14 protein-coding genes and 1 pseudogene are annotated in these 16,161 nt (G+C 68.9%); 9 read left to right on the top strand and 6 right to left on the bottom strand.

The annotated features are described in order from the left end of the window. Positions 1 to 6 precede the first annotated feature (6 nt). Genes JW805_01145 through hemC form a run of 3 tightly spaced genes read right to left on the bottom strand, consistent with a single transcriptional unit; the run spans position 7 to position 2,521 of the window. Complete coding sequence (locus tag JW805_01145) at positions 7 to 954, bottom strand: hypothetical protein (GenBank protein ID MBN2970621.1); 948 nt, start codon at positions 952 to 954, stop codon at positions 7 to 9. Positions 955 to 986: 32 nt separating this feature from the next. Next, a complete protein-coding gene (locus JW805_01140; protein ID MBN2970620.1) occupies positions 987 to 1,613 on the bottom strand; it encodes a uroporphyrinogen-III synthase in 627 nt (208 codons plus the stop codon). Further along, complete coding sequence (hemC, locus tag JW805_01135; GenBank protein ID MBN2970619.1) at positions 1,610 to 2,521, bottom strand: hydroxymethylbilane synthase; 912 nt, start codon at positions 2,519 to 2,521, stop codon at positions 1,610 to 1,612. Before hemC ends, JW805_01140 begins: the two co-directional genes overlap by 4 nt. A gap of 112 nt (positions 2,522 to 2,633) precedes the next feature. Between hemC and tsaD the strand changes: the two genes are divergently transcribed. After that, entirely contained in the window at positions 2,634 to 3,659 is a 1,026-nt protein-coding gene (gene tsaD, locus JW805_01130; protein MBN2970618.1) for a tRNA (adenosine(37)-N6)-threonylcarbamoyltransferase complex transferase subunit TsaD, read from the top strand. Beyond that, positions 3,656 to 4,630 carry an NAD(P)-dependent glycerol-3-phosphate dehydrogenase gene (locus tag JW805_01125; GenBank protein ID MBN2970617.1) on the top strand — a complete coding sequence of 325 codons (975 nt, stop codon included), beginning with the start codon at positions 3,656 to 3,658 and terminating at the stop codon, positions 4,628 to 4,630. The genes tsaD and JW805_01125 overlap by 4 nt, the downstream gene beginning before the upstream one ends. A 243-nt stretch (positions 4,631 to 4,873) precedes the next feature. Here the strand turns inward: JW805_01125 and phbB are convergent. The 3 genes and pseudogenes from phbB to JW805_01110 all read right to left on the bottom strand — a co-directional run bounded on the left by phbB (position 4,874) and on the right by JW805_01110 (position 8,783). Further along, positions 4,874 to 5,595: pseudogene (gene phbB, locus JW805_01120) on the bottom strand (acetoacetyl-CoA reductase). Positions 5,596 to 5,628: 33 nt separating this feature from the next. Further along, positions 5,629 to 6,633: a ferrochelatase gene (locus tag JW805_01115; GenBank protein ID MBN2970616.1), complete on the bottom strand. Its 1,005-nt coding sequence runs from the start codon at positions 6,631 to 6,633 to the stop codon at positions 5,629 to 5,631. After that, positions 6,630 to 8,783 (bottom strand): xanthine dehydrogenase family protein molybdopterin-binding subunit, encoded by a 2,154-nt coding sequence (locus tag JW805_01110; GenBank protein MBN2970615.1) that lies wholly within the window; start codon positions 8,781 to 8,783, stop codon positions 6,630 to 6,632. The genes JW805_01115 and JW805_01110 overlap by 4 nt, the downstream gene beginning before the upstream one ends. 198 nt (positions 8,784 to 8,981) lie before the next feature. Here JW805_01110 and JW805_01105 point away from each other — a divergent pair, with 198 nt between their 5' ends. The 7 genes from JW805_01105 to JW805_01075 all read left to right on the top strand — a co-directional run bounded on the left by JW805_01105 (position 8,982) and on the right by JW805_01075 (position 16,146). Beyond that, positions 8,982 to 9,848 (top strand): prolipoprotein diacylglyceryl transferase, encoded by an 867-nt coding sequence (locus tag JW805_01105; protein MBN2970614.1) that lies wholly within the window; start codon positions 8,982 to 8,984, stop codon positions 9,846 to 9,848. 113 nt (positions 9,849 to 9,961) lie between these two features. After that, a complete protein-coding gene (locus tag JW805_01100; GenBank protein MBN2970613.1) occupies positions 9,962 to 10,924 on the top strand; it encodes an SAM-dependent methyltransferase in 963 nt (320 codons plus the stop codon). Continuing rightward, entirely contained in the window at positions 10,921 to 11,436 is a 516-nt protein-coding gene (locus JW805_01095) for a GNAT family N-acetyltransferase (GenBank protein MBN2970612.1), read from the top strand. The genes JW805_01100 and JW805_01095 overlap by 4 nt, the downstream gene beginning before the upstream one ends. Before the next feature lie 83 nt (positions 11,437 to 11,519). Next, positions 11,520 to 12,203 carry a peptidoglycan editing factor PgeF gene (pgeF, locus tag JW805_01090; protein ID MBN2970611.1) on the top strand — a complete coding sequence of 228 codons (684 nt, stop codon included), beginning with the start codon at positions 11,520 to 11,522 and terminating at the stop codon, positions 12,201 to 12,203. A 130-nt stretch (positions 12,204 to 12,333) separates the two neighbouring features. Further along, on the top strand, positions 12,334 to 13,656 hold the full coding sequence (locus tag JW805_01085) for a cystathionine gamma-synthase family protein (GenBank protein ID MBN2970610.1): 1,323 nt from the start codon (positions 12,334 to 12,336) through the stop codon (positions 13,654 to 13,656). A gap of 172 nt (positions 13,657 to 13,828) precedes the next feature. Next, positions 13,829 to 14,782, top strand: coding sequence for an isopenicillin N synthase family oxygenase (locus tag JW805_01080; protein MBN2970609.1), 954 nt, complete (start codon positions 13,829 to 13,831; stop codon positions 14,780 to 14,782). A gap of 74 nt (positions 14,783 to 14,856) precedes the next feature. Continuing rightward, entirely contained in the window at positions 14,857 to 16,146 is a 1,290-nt protein-coding gene (locus tag JW805_01075; protein MBN2970608.1) for a homoserine dehydrogenase, read from the top strand. Positions 16,147 to 16,161: the final 15 nt, after the last annotated feature.

Below are 16,161 nucleotides of genomic sequence, written 5' to 3'. Positions count from 1 at the left end.
CAAATGTCAGGCGCCGGGTAGGGTCCCGGCCGGATTGGTCGCCGGCGCGGTCGGCGCCGGTTCAGGCGCGGTCACCGGAACCGCGACGGGCGCCGCCTGTGCAGGCACCGGCGTACCGATCGCGGCACGCTCCAGCGTGTTGAGCGCGCGGCGCGTCTCGATGTACCGCTTGGCCGCATCGATCCAGTTCGATGCGTTGGTGGCGCCGGGCATCCGCGAGACTTCGGCCAGGGCGGCTTCGACATTACCGCCGTCGAGCACCAGCCGTGCCCGCTGCAAGCGATCGTCGGGCCGCGAACTCGGCGTGTTTTCACGGCGCAGGATGACGAGTGTCGACAGTTCCCGCCAGACGGTCGTGAAGAAGCCGTCGTGACGCGATCCCGTCGTCAGTGTCGGCGCAATCTTGGTCAGGCCCTCGCGCAGGTCGGCCAGCGTCGGGCTGCCGACCGCGCCGATGACGGTGGCCACCGCCTGCGGCTGTTCGGCGCCGAAGCGGGCGCGCAATTGGGCTTCGAGATAATCGAGCGGCAGACCGCGATCGATCGCGCGGCGGGAGGCAAAGGCAATCAGGAGCCCCTCGGCGCGACGTGCCTGCTCGGCCGCCGTGCGCGAGGCGGTGTCGGCAGCCGCCATCCGTCCTTCGATCCCGCGCAGTTGCGCGTCGAGCGCCGCGGTGCGCACGGTCAGCGCGTCGACCGTTGCAGGATCGGCCGGGATCGGCCGCGCCGGCGCCTGGTTGGCAACGGGCTGCGCGGCCGGCTGACCCGCGACGGGCGCGACCGACGTGCCGGTGCCGGTCCAGCGCTGGAGCGCGGGCAGCAGATAATACATCGCCACCAGCCCGATCAGGAACGCAAACAGCGCGACGATCAGCGTGCCGCGGCCACGACGACGCGGGGCGGTGGGGGCGAACGGCGCCGGCTCGGGCGCGGTGGACAGGGGGTCGCCGGTCATTGCCCGCGTTATCTGCCGCCGGCGGCGGTGCGTCAATCGGCGAGCGTCAACGCGGCGGCGATCAGCGCCGCATCGGTCGGCCGATCGGCGACGGCGGTCATCCGCCAACCGGGGCCGGCGGCGGCCAGGGCGGCGGCACTGATGGCGGCGATGGCGACACGGCTTCTGTCCGCGACCCGATCGGCGAGCCGCGCGGCTGCCCGCGGCGAGTGAAGCAGCGCGGTCGCATCAACCAGCGCGGACAGATCGGGCGTCAGGCCTTCGCTCGCGTAGACCACGATGGTCCGGGCAGCCGAAGACGCGCGATGGTCTCGTCCGACCAGACGCAGAACCCGTCCCGGCGGATCGAGCGCGTCGACTCCGCCCTCCCCGACCGCAGCTACGGTAAAGCCCGCCGCTTCCGCCGCCAGTGCGGTGGCCCGCCCGACAGCGTGGACCGGAAGCGGCAACAGGCGGGCCAGATCGGGTCCGCCTGCGCGCACCGCGTTCGCGCTCGACAATACCAGGCTGTCGAAATCGGCGGGGTCTGGCGCGTTCCAGTCGAGCGGGCGGATCGCGAACAGCGGCAGGCGGAGCGCGACATGGCCGAGCGCTTCGATTCGCGCAGCGGTCGCGCCGTTGCCCGGCTCCGGCCGCAGCACGGCCAGCGCCCGCGTCATCCGGCGAACAGGACCCGAATGGGCTCGGGTGCCAGGTCCAGCAGCTTTTCGGCCAGCACGCGCGACACCGCCGGGTCGGCGGGCGCGCCGCTCTCCTGCGCGGACACGTGATGCGCGCCGTCCTGCGAGTAGAGCGTGGCCGACAGCGTCAGCACGGCGCCCTCGATCTGCGCCAGCGCCGCGACCGGCGAGTGGCAATCGGCGACCAGCGCCGCGAGCAGCGTGCGTTCGGCAAGCACGCAGGCGCGGGTCTTCGGATGATCGATCTTGGCGAGACGCGACTGTGTCCGTTCGTCGTCGGCCCGGCATTCGATCCCGACCGCACCCTGGGCCGGCGCGGGAAGCATCTCGGCGATCGCGATCGGCACCCCGACGTCCATTCGTCCGAGCCGCTCGAGCCCCGCCGCGGCGAGCAAGGTCGCATCCGCCTCCCCCGCGGCCAGCTTGGCCAGCCGGGTATCGACGTTACCGCGGAAGAGCACCGGTTGCAGGTCGGCGCGCAGGCTGCGGACCTGTGCGGCGCGGCGCGGGCTGCTGGTGCCGATCCGCGCGCCGGGCGGCAGGGCTTCGAACGAATCGGCGCCGACCAGCCGATCGCGCACATCGGCGCGCGGCAGCATCGCGGCGATGACGATCTCGATCGGACGGACGGTCTCGACATCCTTCATCGAATGCACCGCGCAGTCGATCTCACCCGCCAGCAGCGCGCGGTCGAGTTCCTTGGTCCACAACGCCTTGCCGCCGATCTCCGCCAACGCACGGTCCTGAACGCGGTCGCCGGTCGTCTTGATGGTGACGATCTCGACGTGCAGCCCGGGATGGGCCGCCTCCAACGCGCGCTGGACGAGGCCCGCCTGGGTGAGGGCTAGGGGCGATCCTCGGGTACCGAGACGGATGACGCTGGACACAAAACCTCCGTTCGGCCTGAGCTTGTCGAAGGCCTGCCCTTCTTCTCCGTTGCCGATTAGAAGAAAGGGCAGCACTTCGACAAGCTCGGTGCGAACGGGTATGGCCGTAACGATGTTGATTTTGGGCCTGGAATCGAGCTGCGACGAGACGGCAGCCGCTATCGTCACCGGTGACCGGCAGGTGCTGTCGCATGCGCTCGCGGGCCAGGAAGAGGCGCATCGTCCTTACGGCGGCGTCGTTCCGGAGATCGCTGCGCGCGCGCACGTCGAGACGATCGGGCCGCTGGTGACCCGCGCCCTGCAACAGGCGAACGTGTCGCTGTCCGACATCGACGCCGTCGCCGCGACCGCCGGGCCGGGATTGATCGGTGGGGTCATGGTCGGTCTGGTCACCGGCAAGGCGCTGGCGCATGCGGCAGGCAAGCCGCTGGTCGCGATCAATCACCTGGAGGGGCATGCGCTGTCGCCGCGGCTGGCCGATCCCGCCCTCGAATTTCCCTATCTGCTCCTGCTCGTCTCCGGCGGGCATTGTCAGCTGTTGCTGGTCGAGGGCGTCGGTGCATACCGCCGGCTGGCGACGACGATCGACGACGCCGCGGGCGAAGCGTTCGACAAGACCGCGAAGTTGCTCGGTCTCGGTTTTCCCGGCGGACCGGCGGTCGAACACGCGGCAAGGAATGGCGACCCGCACGCCGTAGCCCTGCCCCGCCCGCTGACCGGCACGAAGGAGCCGCATTTCTCCTTCGCCGGTCTGAAGGCTGCGGTCGCGCGCGCGGTCGGCACGGCCTCGTCCGAAGATCTCGCCGCGTCGTTCCAGCAGGCGGTCGTCGATTGCTTGGTCGACCGGACACGGCGCGCAATCGGGCGCGCGTCGGGCGCAACCGCGCTGGTCGTTGCCGGCGGGGTCGCGGCCAATGGCGCGGTGCGCGCGGCGCTGGAGCAGCTGGCGCATGCGCATGACCTGCGCTTCGTCGCGCCGCCTCTGTGGCTGTGCACCGACAATGCGGCGATGATCGCGTGGGCGGGGGCCGAGCGCTTCGCCGCCGGGATGACCGACCCGCTCGATACGCTGGCCCGGCCGCGCTGGCCGCTCGACCCGACCGCAGAGCCCGTCCGCGGCGCAGGAGTGAAGGCATGAAGATCGGCGTCATCGGCGGCGGCGCCTGGGGCACTGCGCTCGCGCAGGTCGCGGCACGTGGCGGGGAGCCGGTCACGCTCTGGGCGCGCGAGGCGGCGGTCGTGACGGCGATCAACGACACGCATGAGAATACCAGCTTCCTGCGTGGCGTGGCGCTAAGCGCATCGATCCATGCGACCGGCAACCTTGCCGAACTGGGCGATAGCGATGCGATCCTGGTCGTCGCACCCGCCCAGCACGTCCGCGCCGTCCTGTCGGCGGCCGGCACCGGCGCGACACCACTGGTGCTCTGCGCGAAGGGGATCGAGGCGGGCACGCGAATGCTGGTCGGTGAAGTTGCGCGCGAAGCCGCCCCCGACGCGCCGATCGCCGTCCTGTCCGGCCCGACCTTCGCGCACGAGGTCGCCGCGGGTCAGCCGACCGCGGTGACGCTCGCCTGCGAGGACGCGCGCCTGCGCGACGCGCTCGCAGCCCGTCTCGCAAGCCCCGCGTTCCGACCTTACGCCAGCAGCGACGTGACCGGCGCGGAGATCGGCGGCGCGGTCAAGAATGTGCTCGCCATCGCCTGCGGGGTCGTCGAGGGCGCGGGGCTTGGCCTCAACGCCCGCGCGGCGTTGATCGCGCGGGGGTTCGCCGAGATGACGCGCTTCGGGCTCGCCAAGGGCGCACGGGCGGAGACGTTGGCCGGATTGTCGGGGTTGGGCGATCTGGTGCTGACCTGCTCGTCGACGAACTCGCGGAATTTTTCGCTGGGTGTCGGGCTCGGACAAGGAGTCGCGGCGGAAGGGCTGCTCGCCAACCGACAGACGGTTGCGGAAGGCGCGCATACCGCGCCGGTGTTGCACGAGGCGGCACTCGAGATCGGGGTCGATATGCCGGTGGTTGCCGCGGTATGCGATCTGCTGGCGGGGGCGGATGTGAAGGACATCGTGGGGCGCCTGCTGGCGCGGCCGCTGAAGGCCGAGGTCTAAGGACCCGCGCATGCGCTCCGGCGAAGGCCGGAGCGTTGGCGGGCGGAGCGCCGCGGTTGGCGGGGCTCCGGACTGCGCCGGAACGCTGATTGTGTGGCCGGGCTTCCGACTCACCGGCCCCGACGCGGGCGCGAATCCCGCGTCGTCGAACGGGAGCGCGGGGCGCTCCCGCCGGCCGTGCCGGGCGCTGCATGGCGGCTCTGGCCGCCGCGCAGCGGCGCGAACGCGTCGCGCCTGCGCCCGTCAGTACATATGCTGCCCACCATTAATCGACAGCGTCGAGCCGGTCACGAATCCCCCTCTTCCGAGCAAAGGAACGCCACGCCGCGTGCGATCTCGTTGGCTTGGCCAAGGCGCCCGACCGGGATCTTGGCGACGATCTTCTCCAGCACTTCGGCCGGCACCGCGGCGACCATGTCGGTGTCGATATAGCCCGGGGCGATCGCGTTGACCGTCACGCCGGCCTTCGCGCCTTCCTGGGCCAGGGCCTTGGTGAAGCCGTGGATGCCGCTCTTGGCCGCGGCATAGTTGACCTGGCCATACTGGCCGGCCTGGCCGTTGATCGAGCCGATGTTGACGATCCGACCCCATTTACGCTCGCGCATCCCGGGGAAGGTTGCCTTCGCCATGTTGAAGCAGCCGCCCAGGTTGGTGTCGATCACTTCCTTCCACGCCTGATAGGTCAGCTTCAGGATCGTGCCGTCGCGGGTGATGCCGGCGTTGTTGACGACGACGTCGACCGGGCCCAGTTCCTCAGCGACCTGTGCGCACCCGGCCTGGCAGGCGTCATAGTCGGCGACGTCCCACTTGTACGCCTTGATGCCCGTGCGCTCGGTGAATTCGCGGGCGCGTTCGTCGTTGCCGGCATAGTTCGCCGCGACGGTCATGCCCATGTCCTTCAAGGCAAGGCTGATGGCCTCACCGATCCCGCGCGTTCCCCCGGTGACGATCGCTACGCGTGCCATGCAGTCCTCTCCTGATCCAAGTTCGACTTTACGCTAGGGAAGCTGCACCCAGCCGGCAAGCTCCCGCGACAAAATGCTGCGCAACATTTCGGTGCCGATCTGGCTGGCATTCAGGCAGGGCAGATAGGCGAAGTGCGTGCCACCGGCGCTTTCGAAGCTCTCGCGCCCACGGATCGCCAGTTCCTCCAGCGTCTCCAGACAGTCCGCGGAAAAGCCCGGTGCGACGATCGCGACCTTGCGCTTCCCCTCGCCCGGCAACGCTTCCAGCACCGTATCGGTCGCCGGCTCCAGCCACTTCGCCCGGCCGAAGCGGGACTGGAACGTCACACGAAGGTCTCTCCCAAGCGCATCCCCTAGCAATCGCGCGGTCTTGCGGCAGTGGCAGTGATAGGGGTCGCCCAGCTCCAGCGTCCGCTGCGGCATGCCGTGAAAGCTGGCAAGGATTATATCGGGTTCGAAATCGATCGCTAGCAACCCATCCTCGACCGATCGCTTCAGCGTATCGATGTAGAGCGGGTCGTCGTAATAGGGCGGCAGCGTCCGAACCGCCGGCTGCCAGCGCATCGCAGCCAGCGCGGCAAAGGCCTTGTCATTGGCGGTCGCCGTCGTCGCCGCGCAATATTGCGGATAGAGGGGTGCCAGCAGGATGCGTTCGCAGCCCTGCGCCTTGAGCGCCGCAATCCGATCGGCGATCGACGGGTTGCCATAGCGCATCGCCCAATCGACGATCACGCCCGGTCCGAACGCCCCCTGCAACGCCGCCGATTGCTGCGCGGTGATCGCGGCGAGCGGTGACCCGGCCTCGGTCCAGACCTGTTGATAGGCATGCGCCGACTTCTTCGGGCGCGTGTTGAGGATGATGCCGCGCAGGATCGGCTGCCACAGCAGTTGCGGGATTTCCACGACGCGGCGGTCGGACAGGAATTCGCCCAGATAGCGTTTCACCGCGCGCGCATCGGCGCTGTCGGGCGTGCCGAGGTTGATGAGCAGCACGCCGACCTTCGGCGCGGGGATCGGCGGGTGGCCTGTGGGCATCATAGCGGCAATGTCCTGATACGGCGTCCGGTGGCCGCGAAGATGGCGTTGGCGAGCGCAGGTGCAACCACGGGTACGGCAAGCTCACTGGCGCCACCCGGATCGGCACGGCTGTCGATCAGTTCGACGGTAATGTCGGGGCTCGACGTCAACCGCGGCAGCTGGAGGTCACGGAAGGATCGGACGTCGGCCAGTCCCCCCGAATAGCCGGTCGAGGCGCCGACCGCGGCGGCGAGGCCGTAGATCAGCCCGCCTTCGATCTGCTGGCGGACGAGGTCGGGATTGACCGCACGCCCGACATCGACCGCAGCGACCATGCGTTCGACCCGGGGCACGCCGCCGTCGCCCAGGCCACCTTCGACCATTAGCGCGATGTACGACCCGGCCACGGCGTGGCACGCGATCCCCTGCCCGCTGCCCGGCGTGCCGCCCTGCCACCCGCCGAGCGTGGCGACCGTCGACAGGCACCGGGCCAGCCGGGGCGCCCCGCCCAGCATCGAGATCCGATAGGACAGGGGCTCGGCTTCCGCCCGCCGTGCGAGTTCGTCGACGAAGCTTTCGGTGAAGAAGCACGACGCGATATGCGCGCCACCGCGGGTGTAGCCGACCGGCACGCCGATGGCAGCCGGGTGGTGCGACACCGCCCAGGCCGGCAGCCGATACACAGGCGATGCGCCGTCGACCGCTTGCGGATCGGCCACCGCGCCGGGTGCCGTCCGCCCGGCAAGCCGCGCGCGGAGCGCCGGGCCGACCGGCGGTGTCGCGATCTGCGCCTGCCACCCCGCGACCATCCCGCGCCCGTCGAGCCGTGCGGTCAGCCGTCCGACCGCGGGCGCACGGACAGGCGTGTGCATCAGGCTCTCCGCGCGCGACCAGGTCAGCTGGACGGGGCGTCCCAGTTCCCGCGCCAGATGCGCAACCTGTTCGGCGACCGTCACTTCCAGCGCCGCACCGAACGATCCGCCGGCCATCATCGGGTGAAGCACGACGCCCCCCTCCCCGATCCCCAGCGCGCGGGCAGCCGCAGCGCGGGCGAGGCCGGGGGCCTGGCTCGCCATCCACACGACCAGCTTGCCATGTTCGAAGCTGGCGGTTGCCGTCACCGGCTCGATCGCCGCGGGGACGCCGGCCGCGACGCGGTAGTCGGCGCGGATCAAGCCTCCGCCGGCAAAGGCCGCGGCGACATCGCCCGTCCCCGCCAGTTGCGTCCCCTCGGCCGCCAGCGCTGCATCGAGTGCAGCGGTGATGCCGCGATCGTCGGCGAGCGGACCCGGTGTCTCGAACCGCGGGGCAAGCGCGCCGAGCGCCTGGTTCGCGGCCCACCAATTGTCTCCAACCGCGGCGATCCAGCGATCGGTCGCGACGATCCGCGATACGCCGGAAACTTTATCCGCGGCCGCGGTGTCGTAGCGGACCAGCCGGCTGTCGCCGAACGGCCCCTGCCGGATGCTGGCGAAGAGCATGTTCGGGAGGCGGATATCGCCGGCGAAGTTCGCGCTGCCATCGACCTTCGACGGCGCATCGAGCCGCGGTGCGGGCGTGCCGGTCAGCCGCCCTTCGTCGCCGACGCGCAGTTGCGGCGTCTTCGGCAGGCTCTCTTGCACCGCCGCCATCGCGAGATCGCCGAATCGCGCGCGCCGCTCGCCTGCGACGACGAAGCCGTCGCGGGTCAGGCACGCCTCCCAGTCGATTCCCCATTCGCGCGCCGCTGCCTTGCAGAGCAAGGTCCGCGTTGCGGCGGCCGCCTCGCGCACCGGGCGTTCGAACTGACGGATCGAGGTCGAGCCGCCGGTCAGCATCGGTGCGGCATCGGCGAACCAGCCGTCGTCGGTGCCCAGCACTGCCGCCGCGCCCAGCGGATTGGCGTATAGCGGGCTTTCCGGCGACGCCTCGACACCGACCGTACGCCAATCGGCGCCGAGCTCGTCAGCGGCGACCTGGGCGAGCGCGGTATAGACGCCCTGGCCGTGCTCGCATTGCGGTACCGCGACGACGATATGGCCGTCCTTGCCGATCTTGATCCACCCGCCGAATGCGGTTTCACCCTCTGCGGTGGGGAGGGCGGCCTGTTCGGCGCGCGGCCACACCTGCCACGCGACCGCAACGCCGACGACGACCCCGCCGGCAAGGAGAGCGCGGCGGCTAAGCTGCATGCCACCGTGCTCCCGCGCAGGCGGGAGCCCAGAGTCTCGCGCGATGACCTTCGTAACCCTGGGCTCCCGCCTGCGCGGGAGCACGGCGTAAGTAAGGTGAGCGTGCCGGCATCCACCGCGCTCTATCGCCCGCCGCCCGCGCTCGCTAGAGGACGATCAACAACAATTCTCCGGGAATCCGCGCCCTTGCTGCTGCCCATGCTCGCCAATGCCGCCGGCCATCTCCGGTTCGAGGACCTGGGGCTCAGCCCCGTCGCGCTCGATCTCGGTGTCTTTACGCTGAAATGGTATTCGCTCGCCTATATCTCGGGCATCCTGCTCGGCTGGTGGTATCTGCTGAAGCTGGTGGATCAGCCCGGCGCGCCGATGGGGCGGCGGCATGTCGACGACCTCGCCTTCTATGCGACGCTCGGCATCATCCTGGGGGGACGCATCGGCTATGTGCTGTTCTATGCCCCGCAGATGATCCTGGAGCCGGTCAGCGTGCTGCGCCTGTGGGACGGCGGCATGTCGTTTCATGGCGGGCTCGTCGGGCTGATGACCGCGATCTGGTGGGTGTGTCGGCGCGAGAAATTGCAGGTGCTGCGCGTGCTCGATTACGTCGCCTGCGTTGCGTCGATCGGCCAGTTCTTCGGGCGGCTCGCCAATTTCGTGAACGGCGAATTGTGGGGCAAGCCGAGCGACGTGCCCTGGGCGATCATCTTTCCGCGCACCGTCGAATTCGGCGCCGACCCGGCGCGTCACCCGAGCCAGCTGTACGAGGCGTTCGGCGAAGGGCTGATCCCCTTCCTCATCATGGCGTATCTCTTCTGGCGGACGGATGCGCGGTATAAGCCGGGCTTCCTGACCGGCTTCGGCCTCGCCTTCTTCGGCACCGCGCGGCTGTTCATCGAATTCTTCCGCGAACCCGACCGCCAGTTCGAAGGCACCTTCTTCGCCAATGTGCTCCACATGGGCCAGATCCTGTGCCTGCCGATGATCGCCATCGGCCTCTATCTGATGTGGACCGCCAAGGGGCGCCGCACCCGCGTCGAGCCGATCGCGGGCGGGCCGAGCATCGCGTGAGCGCGCTGACGCCCGATCCCGCCGCACGCGCGGAGAATGCGGCAGAGGAGCTGCTGCCCGAACGGCTCGCCCGCGCGATCACGCTGGGTGGTGCCATTTCGCTGTCGCAGTTCATGGGCGCGGCGAATGCGCATTATTACGCGACGCGCGACCCGCTGGGGACGCGGGGCGACTTCACGACCGCGCCCGAGATCAGCCAGATGTTCGGCGAGTTAATCGGCGCCTGGATCGCGGACCTGTGGGATCGCGCCGGGCGGCCTGCAGCGGACTATGTCGAGTTCGGGCCCGGCCGGGGCACGCTGGCCGCCGATGCGCTGCGGGTGATGGACAAGGCGGGGTTCGTACCGGGTGTCCAGTTCGTCGAAACATCCCCCGTGCTGCGTGCCGAACAGGCCAAGCGCGTGCCGGCAGCCGAATGGTGCATGGATATCGTCGGCCTGCCCGACGACCGCCCGCTGATCGCCGTCGCCAACGAATTCTTCGACGCGCTGCCCATCCGCCAGCTGGTAAAAACCGTCGATGGCTGGCGCGAGCGGCTGGTCGCCTGTCAGGACACGCTGTTCCTGCCGGTCGTCGGCAACACCGTGTTCGATCCGATCATCCCCGAGCACCTGCGCGATGCCGCCGGCGGATCGATCCTGGAAACCTCGCCCGCCGGCGTCGCGACGATGCGCGCGCTCGCCCAGCGGGTCGTGCAACAGGGCGGCGCAGCGCTGATCATCGACTATGGCTATGAAGGCCCGGCGATCGGCGAGACGTTGCAGGCGGTCAAGGGCCACGCCCCTGCCAACCCGTTCGACACGCCGGGCGAAGCGGACCTGACCGCGCATGTCGATTTCGCGACGCTGGCCGAAGCCGCGCGCGCCGAGGGCGCCGAGGTCCACGGCCCGGTCAGCCAGGGCGACTTCCTGCGCGCACTCGGGATCGACGGCCGCGCCGCGACGCTGTCGGTGAAGGGCGGCGCCGACGTCATCGTCGCGCGCAATCGGCTGGTCAACGAAGGCGAGATGGGCGACCTGTTCGGCGTGATCGCCGTCACGGCGCCCGGCTGGCCCAAACCGGCAGGGTTCCCATGATCGACTATCGCAACGCCGTGCCGGGCGATGGACCCGAACTCGCCGCGATGGCGCGGACTTGCTTCACCGAGACGTTCGGCACGCTCTATTCGCCCGAGAACTTGGCGGCGTTCCTGGAGCAGGTGTTCGGCCCGAACGGCCTGCCGAGCCAGATCGACGATCCGGCCTTCACCATCCGCCTGGCGACCGATACCGGGCGGATCGTCGGGTTCGCGAAGCTCGGCCCCAACGCCCTGCCCTTCCCGCAAGCCGATGACGCCAATGCAGTCGAGCTCTATCAGCTCTATGTCGCGAGCACCCACCATGGTGACGGCGTCGGCCCCGCGCTGCTCGACTGGGCGATCACGACCGCGCGGGGGCAAGGCGCCGATACGCTGGCGCTGTCGGTCTATGTCGACAACCACCGCGCCAAGCGCTTCTACGCACGGTATGGCTTCGTCGATGTGGGCCGGTACGACTTCCCGGTCGGCGACCAGATCGACGAGGACCGGCTGATGGTGCTGGCGCTGTGACCGTCGAGGTCATCCGCGCGGCGGCCCTCGAAGGCGTCGCACACGGCTTCCTCGGGCGCCGCGGTGGCGTGTCGACCGGCATCATGGCCGGACTCGACATGGGCCGTCGCGGACAGGAAACGACGCCCGAACTGGAAGAGAACCGGCGCCGCGCGATTGCGGCGACGGTGCCGGGCGCGCGCTTGCTGACGCTGTACCAGATTCACTCGGCCGAATGCGTGGCGGTTGTCGAGCCCTACGACGATGCCCTCCGGCCGCGAGCCGATGCGCTGGCGACCAACCGCCCCGGCTTGGCGCTCGGCATCCTCACCGCCGATTGTGCGCCTGTCCTGCTCGCCGATAGGACCGCAGGCGTCGTCGGCGCAGCGCATGCCGGGTGGAAGGGCGCGATTGGCGGGGTGACCGACGCGACGATCGTGGCGATGGAAACGCTTGGCGCCGACCGCGACCGGATCGTCGCCGCTATCGGCCCGTGCATCGCGCAGGCGAGCTACGAGGTCGACGCGGCCTTCCGCGCCCGGTTCGAGACGGAAGACGCGCAGAACGAGCGCTTCTTCCGCGACGGTGCGGGTGATCGCTGTCACTTCGACCTTGAATCCTATGTCGCAGATCGACTGGCACGGGCGGGCATCGGACGGATCGAGTGCCTGGGGCTCGACACCTATTCCGATGAGACGCGTTTCTTCAGCTATCGTCGCAGCACGCATCGGGCGGAGCCTGATTATGGCCGCCAGATCAGCATCATCGGGCTAACTGGTAACGATTGATACGATCAGCTATCGCTTCCTTCGTCATCCTCGCGAAGGCGGGGATATATAGTCGCTGGATGACATGAGTCTCATTGCGTTCAGCCAGAATTGATTCCCGCCTTCGCGGGAACGACGGTGGAGAGTATATATGGCCGACAAGACCGAAGCCGACGTGACCGGCGTCCCCGCTCTGCAGGGCAAGGGCGACCCCGGCCCCAAGACCATCGGCGGCCGCAAGCTGAAACCGGCCACGATGATGATGGGCCATGGCTATGACCCGATGCTCAGCGAAGGGTCGCTGAAACCCCCGATCTTCCTGACTTCCACCTTCGTCTTCCCGAACGCCGCGGCGGGCAAGCGTCATTTCGAGGGCGTGACCGGCAAGCGTCCCGGCGGCGCCGAGGGGCTTGTCTATTCGCGCTTCAACGGGCCGAACCAGGAAATCCTCGAGGATCGCCTGGCGATCTGGGAAGAGGCGGAGGACGCGCTGGCGTTCTCGAGCGGCATGTCGGCCATCGCCACGCTGTTCCTGGCGATGGTGAAGCCCGGCGACACGATCGTCCATTCCGGGCCGCTCTATGCCGCGACCGAGACGCTGATCGGCCGCATCCTCGGCAAGTTCGGGGTGAAGTGGCTCGACTTCCCGGCAGGGGCGACCCGTGAGGAGATCGACGCGGTCCTCGGACAGGCCAAGGCGAGCGGCGACGTGGCGCTGATCTATCTCGAGAGCCCAGCCAACCCGACCAATGCGCTGGTCGATGTCGAGGCGGTCGCCGCCGCGCGCGACGCGATCTTCACCGGCGACAACCGCCCGCCGATCGCGATCGACAACACCTTCCTGGGTCCGCTCTGGGCGCAGCCGATGAAGCAGGGCGCCGACCTGGTCGTCTATTCGCTGACGAAATACGCCGGTGGTCACAGCGATCTGGTCGCCGGCGGCGTGCTGGGGTCGAAGGATCACATCAACACCATCCGCCTGATGCGCAACACCATCGGCACGATCTGCGACCCCAATACCGCCTGGATGCTGTTGCGCAGCCTCGAGACGCTGGAGCTGCGCATGAGCCGCGCGGGCGAGAATGCGGCGAAGGTCTGCGCCTTCCTGCGCGATCACCCGAAGGTCGACCGCGTCGGCTATCTCGGCTTCCTGGAGGATGGCGGCGACGCCCGACAGGCCGACATCTACCGCCGCAACTGTACCGGCGCAGGCTCGACCTTCTCGCTGTACCTGAAGGGCGGCGAGGCGGAGGCGTTCGCGTTCCTCGACAACCTCAAGATCGCCAAGCTGGCGGTCAGCCTCGGCGGCACCGAGACGCTGGCGTCGCATCCGGCGGGCATGACCCATCTGTCGGTGCCGCAGGAGCGCAAGGACGCGCTGGGCATCACCGATTCGCTGGTCCGGATTTCGATCGGCGTCGAGGATGCCGACGATTTGATCGCGGACTTCGCAGCGGCGCTGGACGCGATCTAAATTGCCCACATCGTCATCCCCGCGAAGGCGGGGATAAATTTTGGCAGACTGGGATGAGACTCACTTCGTTCAGCCACAATTTATTCCCGCCTCCGCGGGAATGACGCTGGTGGTGGTGAGGGCTGCCACAATCCCCTATATCGCCGCCATAAATCTCTCAGGACACGAAGAAATGCTCGACACCCCGATGGCCCAGGTTCCGCTGCTCGACATGGGCGAACAGGCCGCCGATCCCCAAGGTTTCGCCACCGCACTTGGCGAATCGTTCGAACGGTTCGGCTTTGCGATGGTGTCGAACCACGGCGTGCCGGACGACGTCGTCGAACGCGCCTGGGCGATGACCAAGGCGTTCTTCGACCTGCCGGAAGAGGAAAAGCGCCGCTATTTCGTCGAGGGCGGCGGCGGTGCGCGCGGGTATACCCCGTTCAAGACCGAGATCGCCAAGGGCGCGACCCATGTCGACCTCAAGGAATTCTGGCACGTCGGTCGCGAACTGGCGAAGGGGCACCGGTTCGAAAGCCACATGCCGGCGAACCTGTGGCCGGAGAAGCCGGAAGGGTTCCGCGAGACGTTCCTCGATCTGTTCAAGGCGCTGGACGACGCGGGTCTCCGCCTGCTGTCGGCGATCGCACTGCACCTGAACCTCGACAAGGACTGGTTCGAACATGCGGTGGAGGACGGCAACTCGGTCCTGCGTCTGCTCCACTATCCGCCCGTCCCGGCCGACGCGCCCGAAGTCCGCGCCGGTGCGCATGAGGACATCAACCTCATCACCCTGCTGCTCGGCGCCGAGGAAGCGGGTCTCGAACTGCTCGAAAAGAACGGCACCTGGCTGCCGGTCAAGCCGCCGGCGGGCGCGATGGTCGTGAACGTCGGCGACATGCTCCAGCGGCTGACCAACCACGTCCTGCCGTCGACCACCCACCGCGTCGTCAACCCGGCGCCCGAACGCCGCGGCTTCTCGCGCTATTCGATGCCCTATTTCCTTCATCCCGCGCCTGATTTCATGATCGAGACGCTGCCGGGCACGATCACCGCCGATCGTCCCAACCGCTACGAGACCCCGATCAGCAGCCACGACTATCTGATGGAGCGGTTGGTCGAGATCGGACTCATCAAGAAGTAAATCTATGGCACCCCGGCCTTGTGCCGGGGTCTCCGCAACCGCTAGGCGATCCCCGTCGATTGATGGGGGATTTTATGGCGGAGTCGTTGAAAGTCGCACTGGCGGGGCTGGGAACCGTGGGCGGCGGCGTCATTCGCCTGCTCGACGCCAACCGCGACCTGATCGAACGCCGCGCCGGTCGCGCCATCCAGGTCGTCGCCGTCTCGGCCCGCGACCGTACGAAGGACCGCGGCGTCGATCTTTCGCGCTTCGACTGGATCGACGACACGACTGCGCTGGCCGATTACGAAGGCGCCGACGTCGTCGTCGAACTGATCGGCGGATCGGACGGACCCGCCCTGACCCTTGCCCGCAAGACCTTGGCCGCGGGCAAGGCCTTCGTGACCGCCAACAAGGCGATGCTGGCGCATCACGGGCTCGAACTCGCCGACGCTGCCGAAGCCAAGGGCACCGCGCTGAAGTTCGAAGCCGCGGTCGCCGGCGGCATCCCGGTCATCAAGGGACTGCGCGAGGGCGCCGCCGCCAATGCGATCGAGCGTGTAACCGGCATCCTCAACGGCACCTGCAACTTCATCCTGAGCAAAATGGAGGCGGAAGGCCGCGACTTCGCCGAGGTGCTGAGCGAAGCACAGGCGCTCGGCTATGCCGAGGCCGACCCCAGCTTCGACATCGACGGCGTCGACGCCGCACATAAACTCTCGCTCCTCGCCGCGCTCGCCTTCGGCACCCAGCCGGCGTTCGGCGACGTGAGCGTGACCGGCATCCGCCATGTGCTCGCCGCCGACATCGCCGAGGCCGCCGCACTGGGCTACCGCGTCCGACTGGTCGGCGTGGCGGAGGCCGACGCGAACGGTCTGTTCCAGCGGGTCCACCCGCATCTGGTGCCGGTCGATCACCCGCTAGCGCACACCATAGGGTCGCTCAACGCGGTCGTCGCGGACGGCAATTTCGTCGGCCGCCTGTTCTTCCAGGGCCGCGGTGCAGGCGACGGCCCGACCGCATCGGCCGTCGTCGCCGACCTGATCGACATCGCCCGCGGTGAGTTCGGCTCCGCCTTCGCGATGCCCGCCTCGGCGCTCACCAAGCCCGCCCCCGCCGACACCGGCGAACGCCGCGGCCGCGCGTATCTGCGCTTCGCCGTGGTCGACAAGGTCGGCGTACTCGCCGAAATCGCCGCCGCGATGCGCGACGCCGGCGTTTCGATCGAAAGCCTGATCCAGCGCGGCGCCAACCCCGATGGCCACGTCCTGGTCGCGATCGTCACGCACGAGGGCCCGGAGCGTTGCGTCGCCCAGGCGCTGGAGAAGCTGCGCGGCTCGCAGAGCCTGGCCGGCGAGCCGATGTGGATGCATATATTGGGGTAATCGCAGCGGCGTGAG

It is taken from the genome of Roseomonas aeriglobus (genome assembly GCA_016937575.1).
Lineage (GTDB): Bacteria > Pseudomonadota > Alphaproteobacteria > Sphingomonadales > Sphingomonadaceae > Sphingomonas > Sphingomonas aerigloba.
Note: the sequence above shows the minus strand (reverse complement) of the source record. Positions and strands in the feature narration are given on the sequence as shown.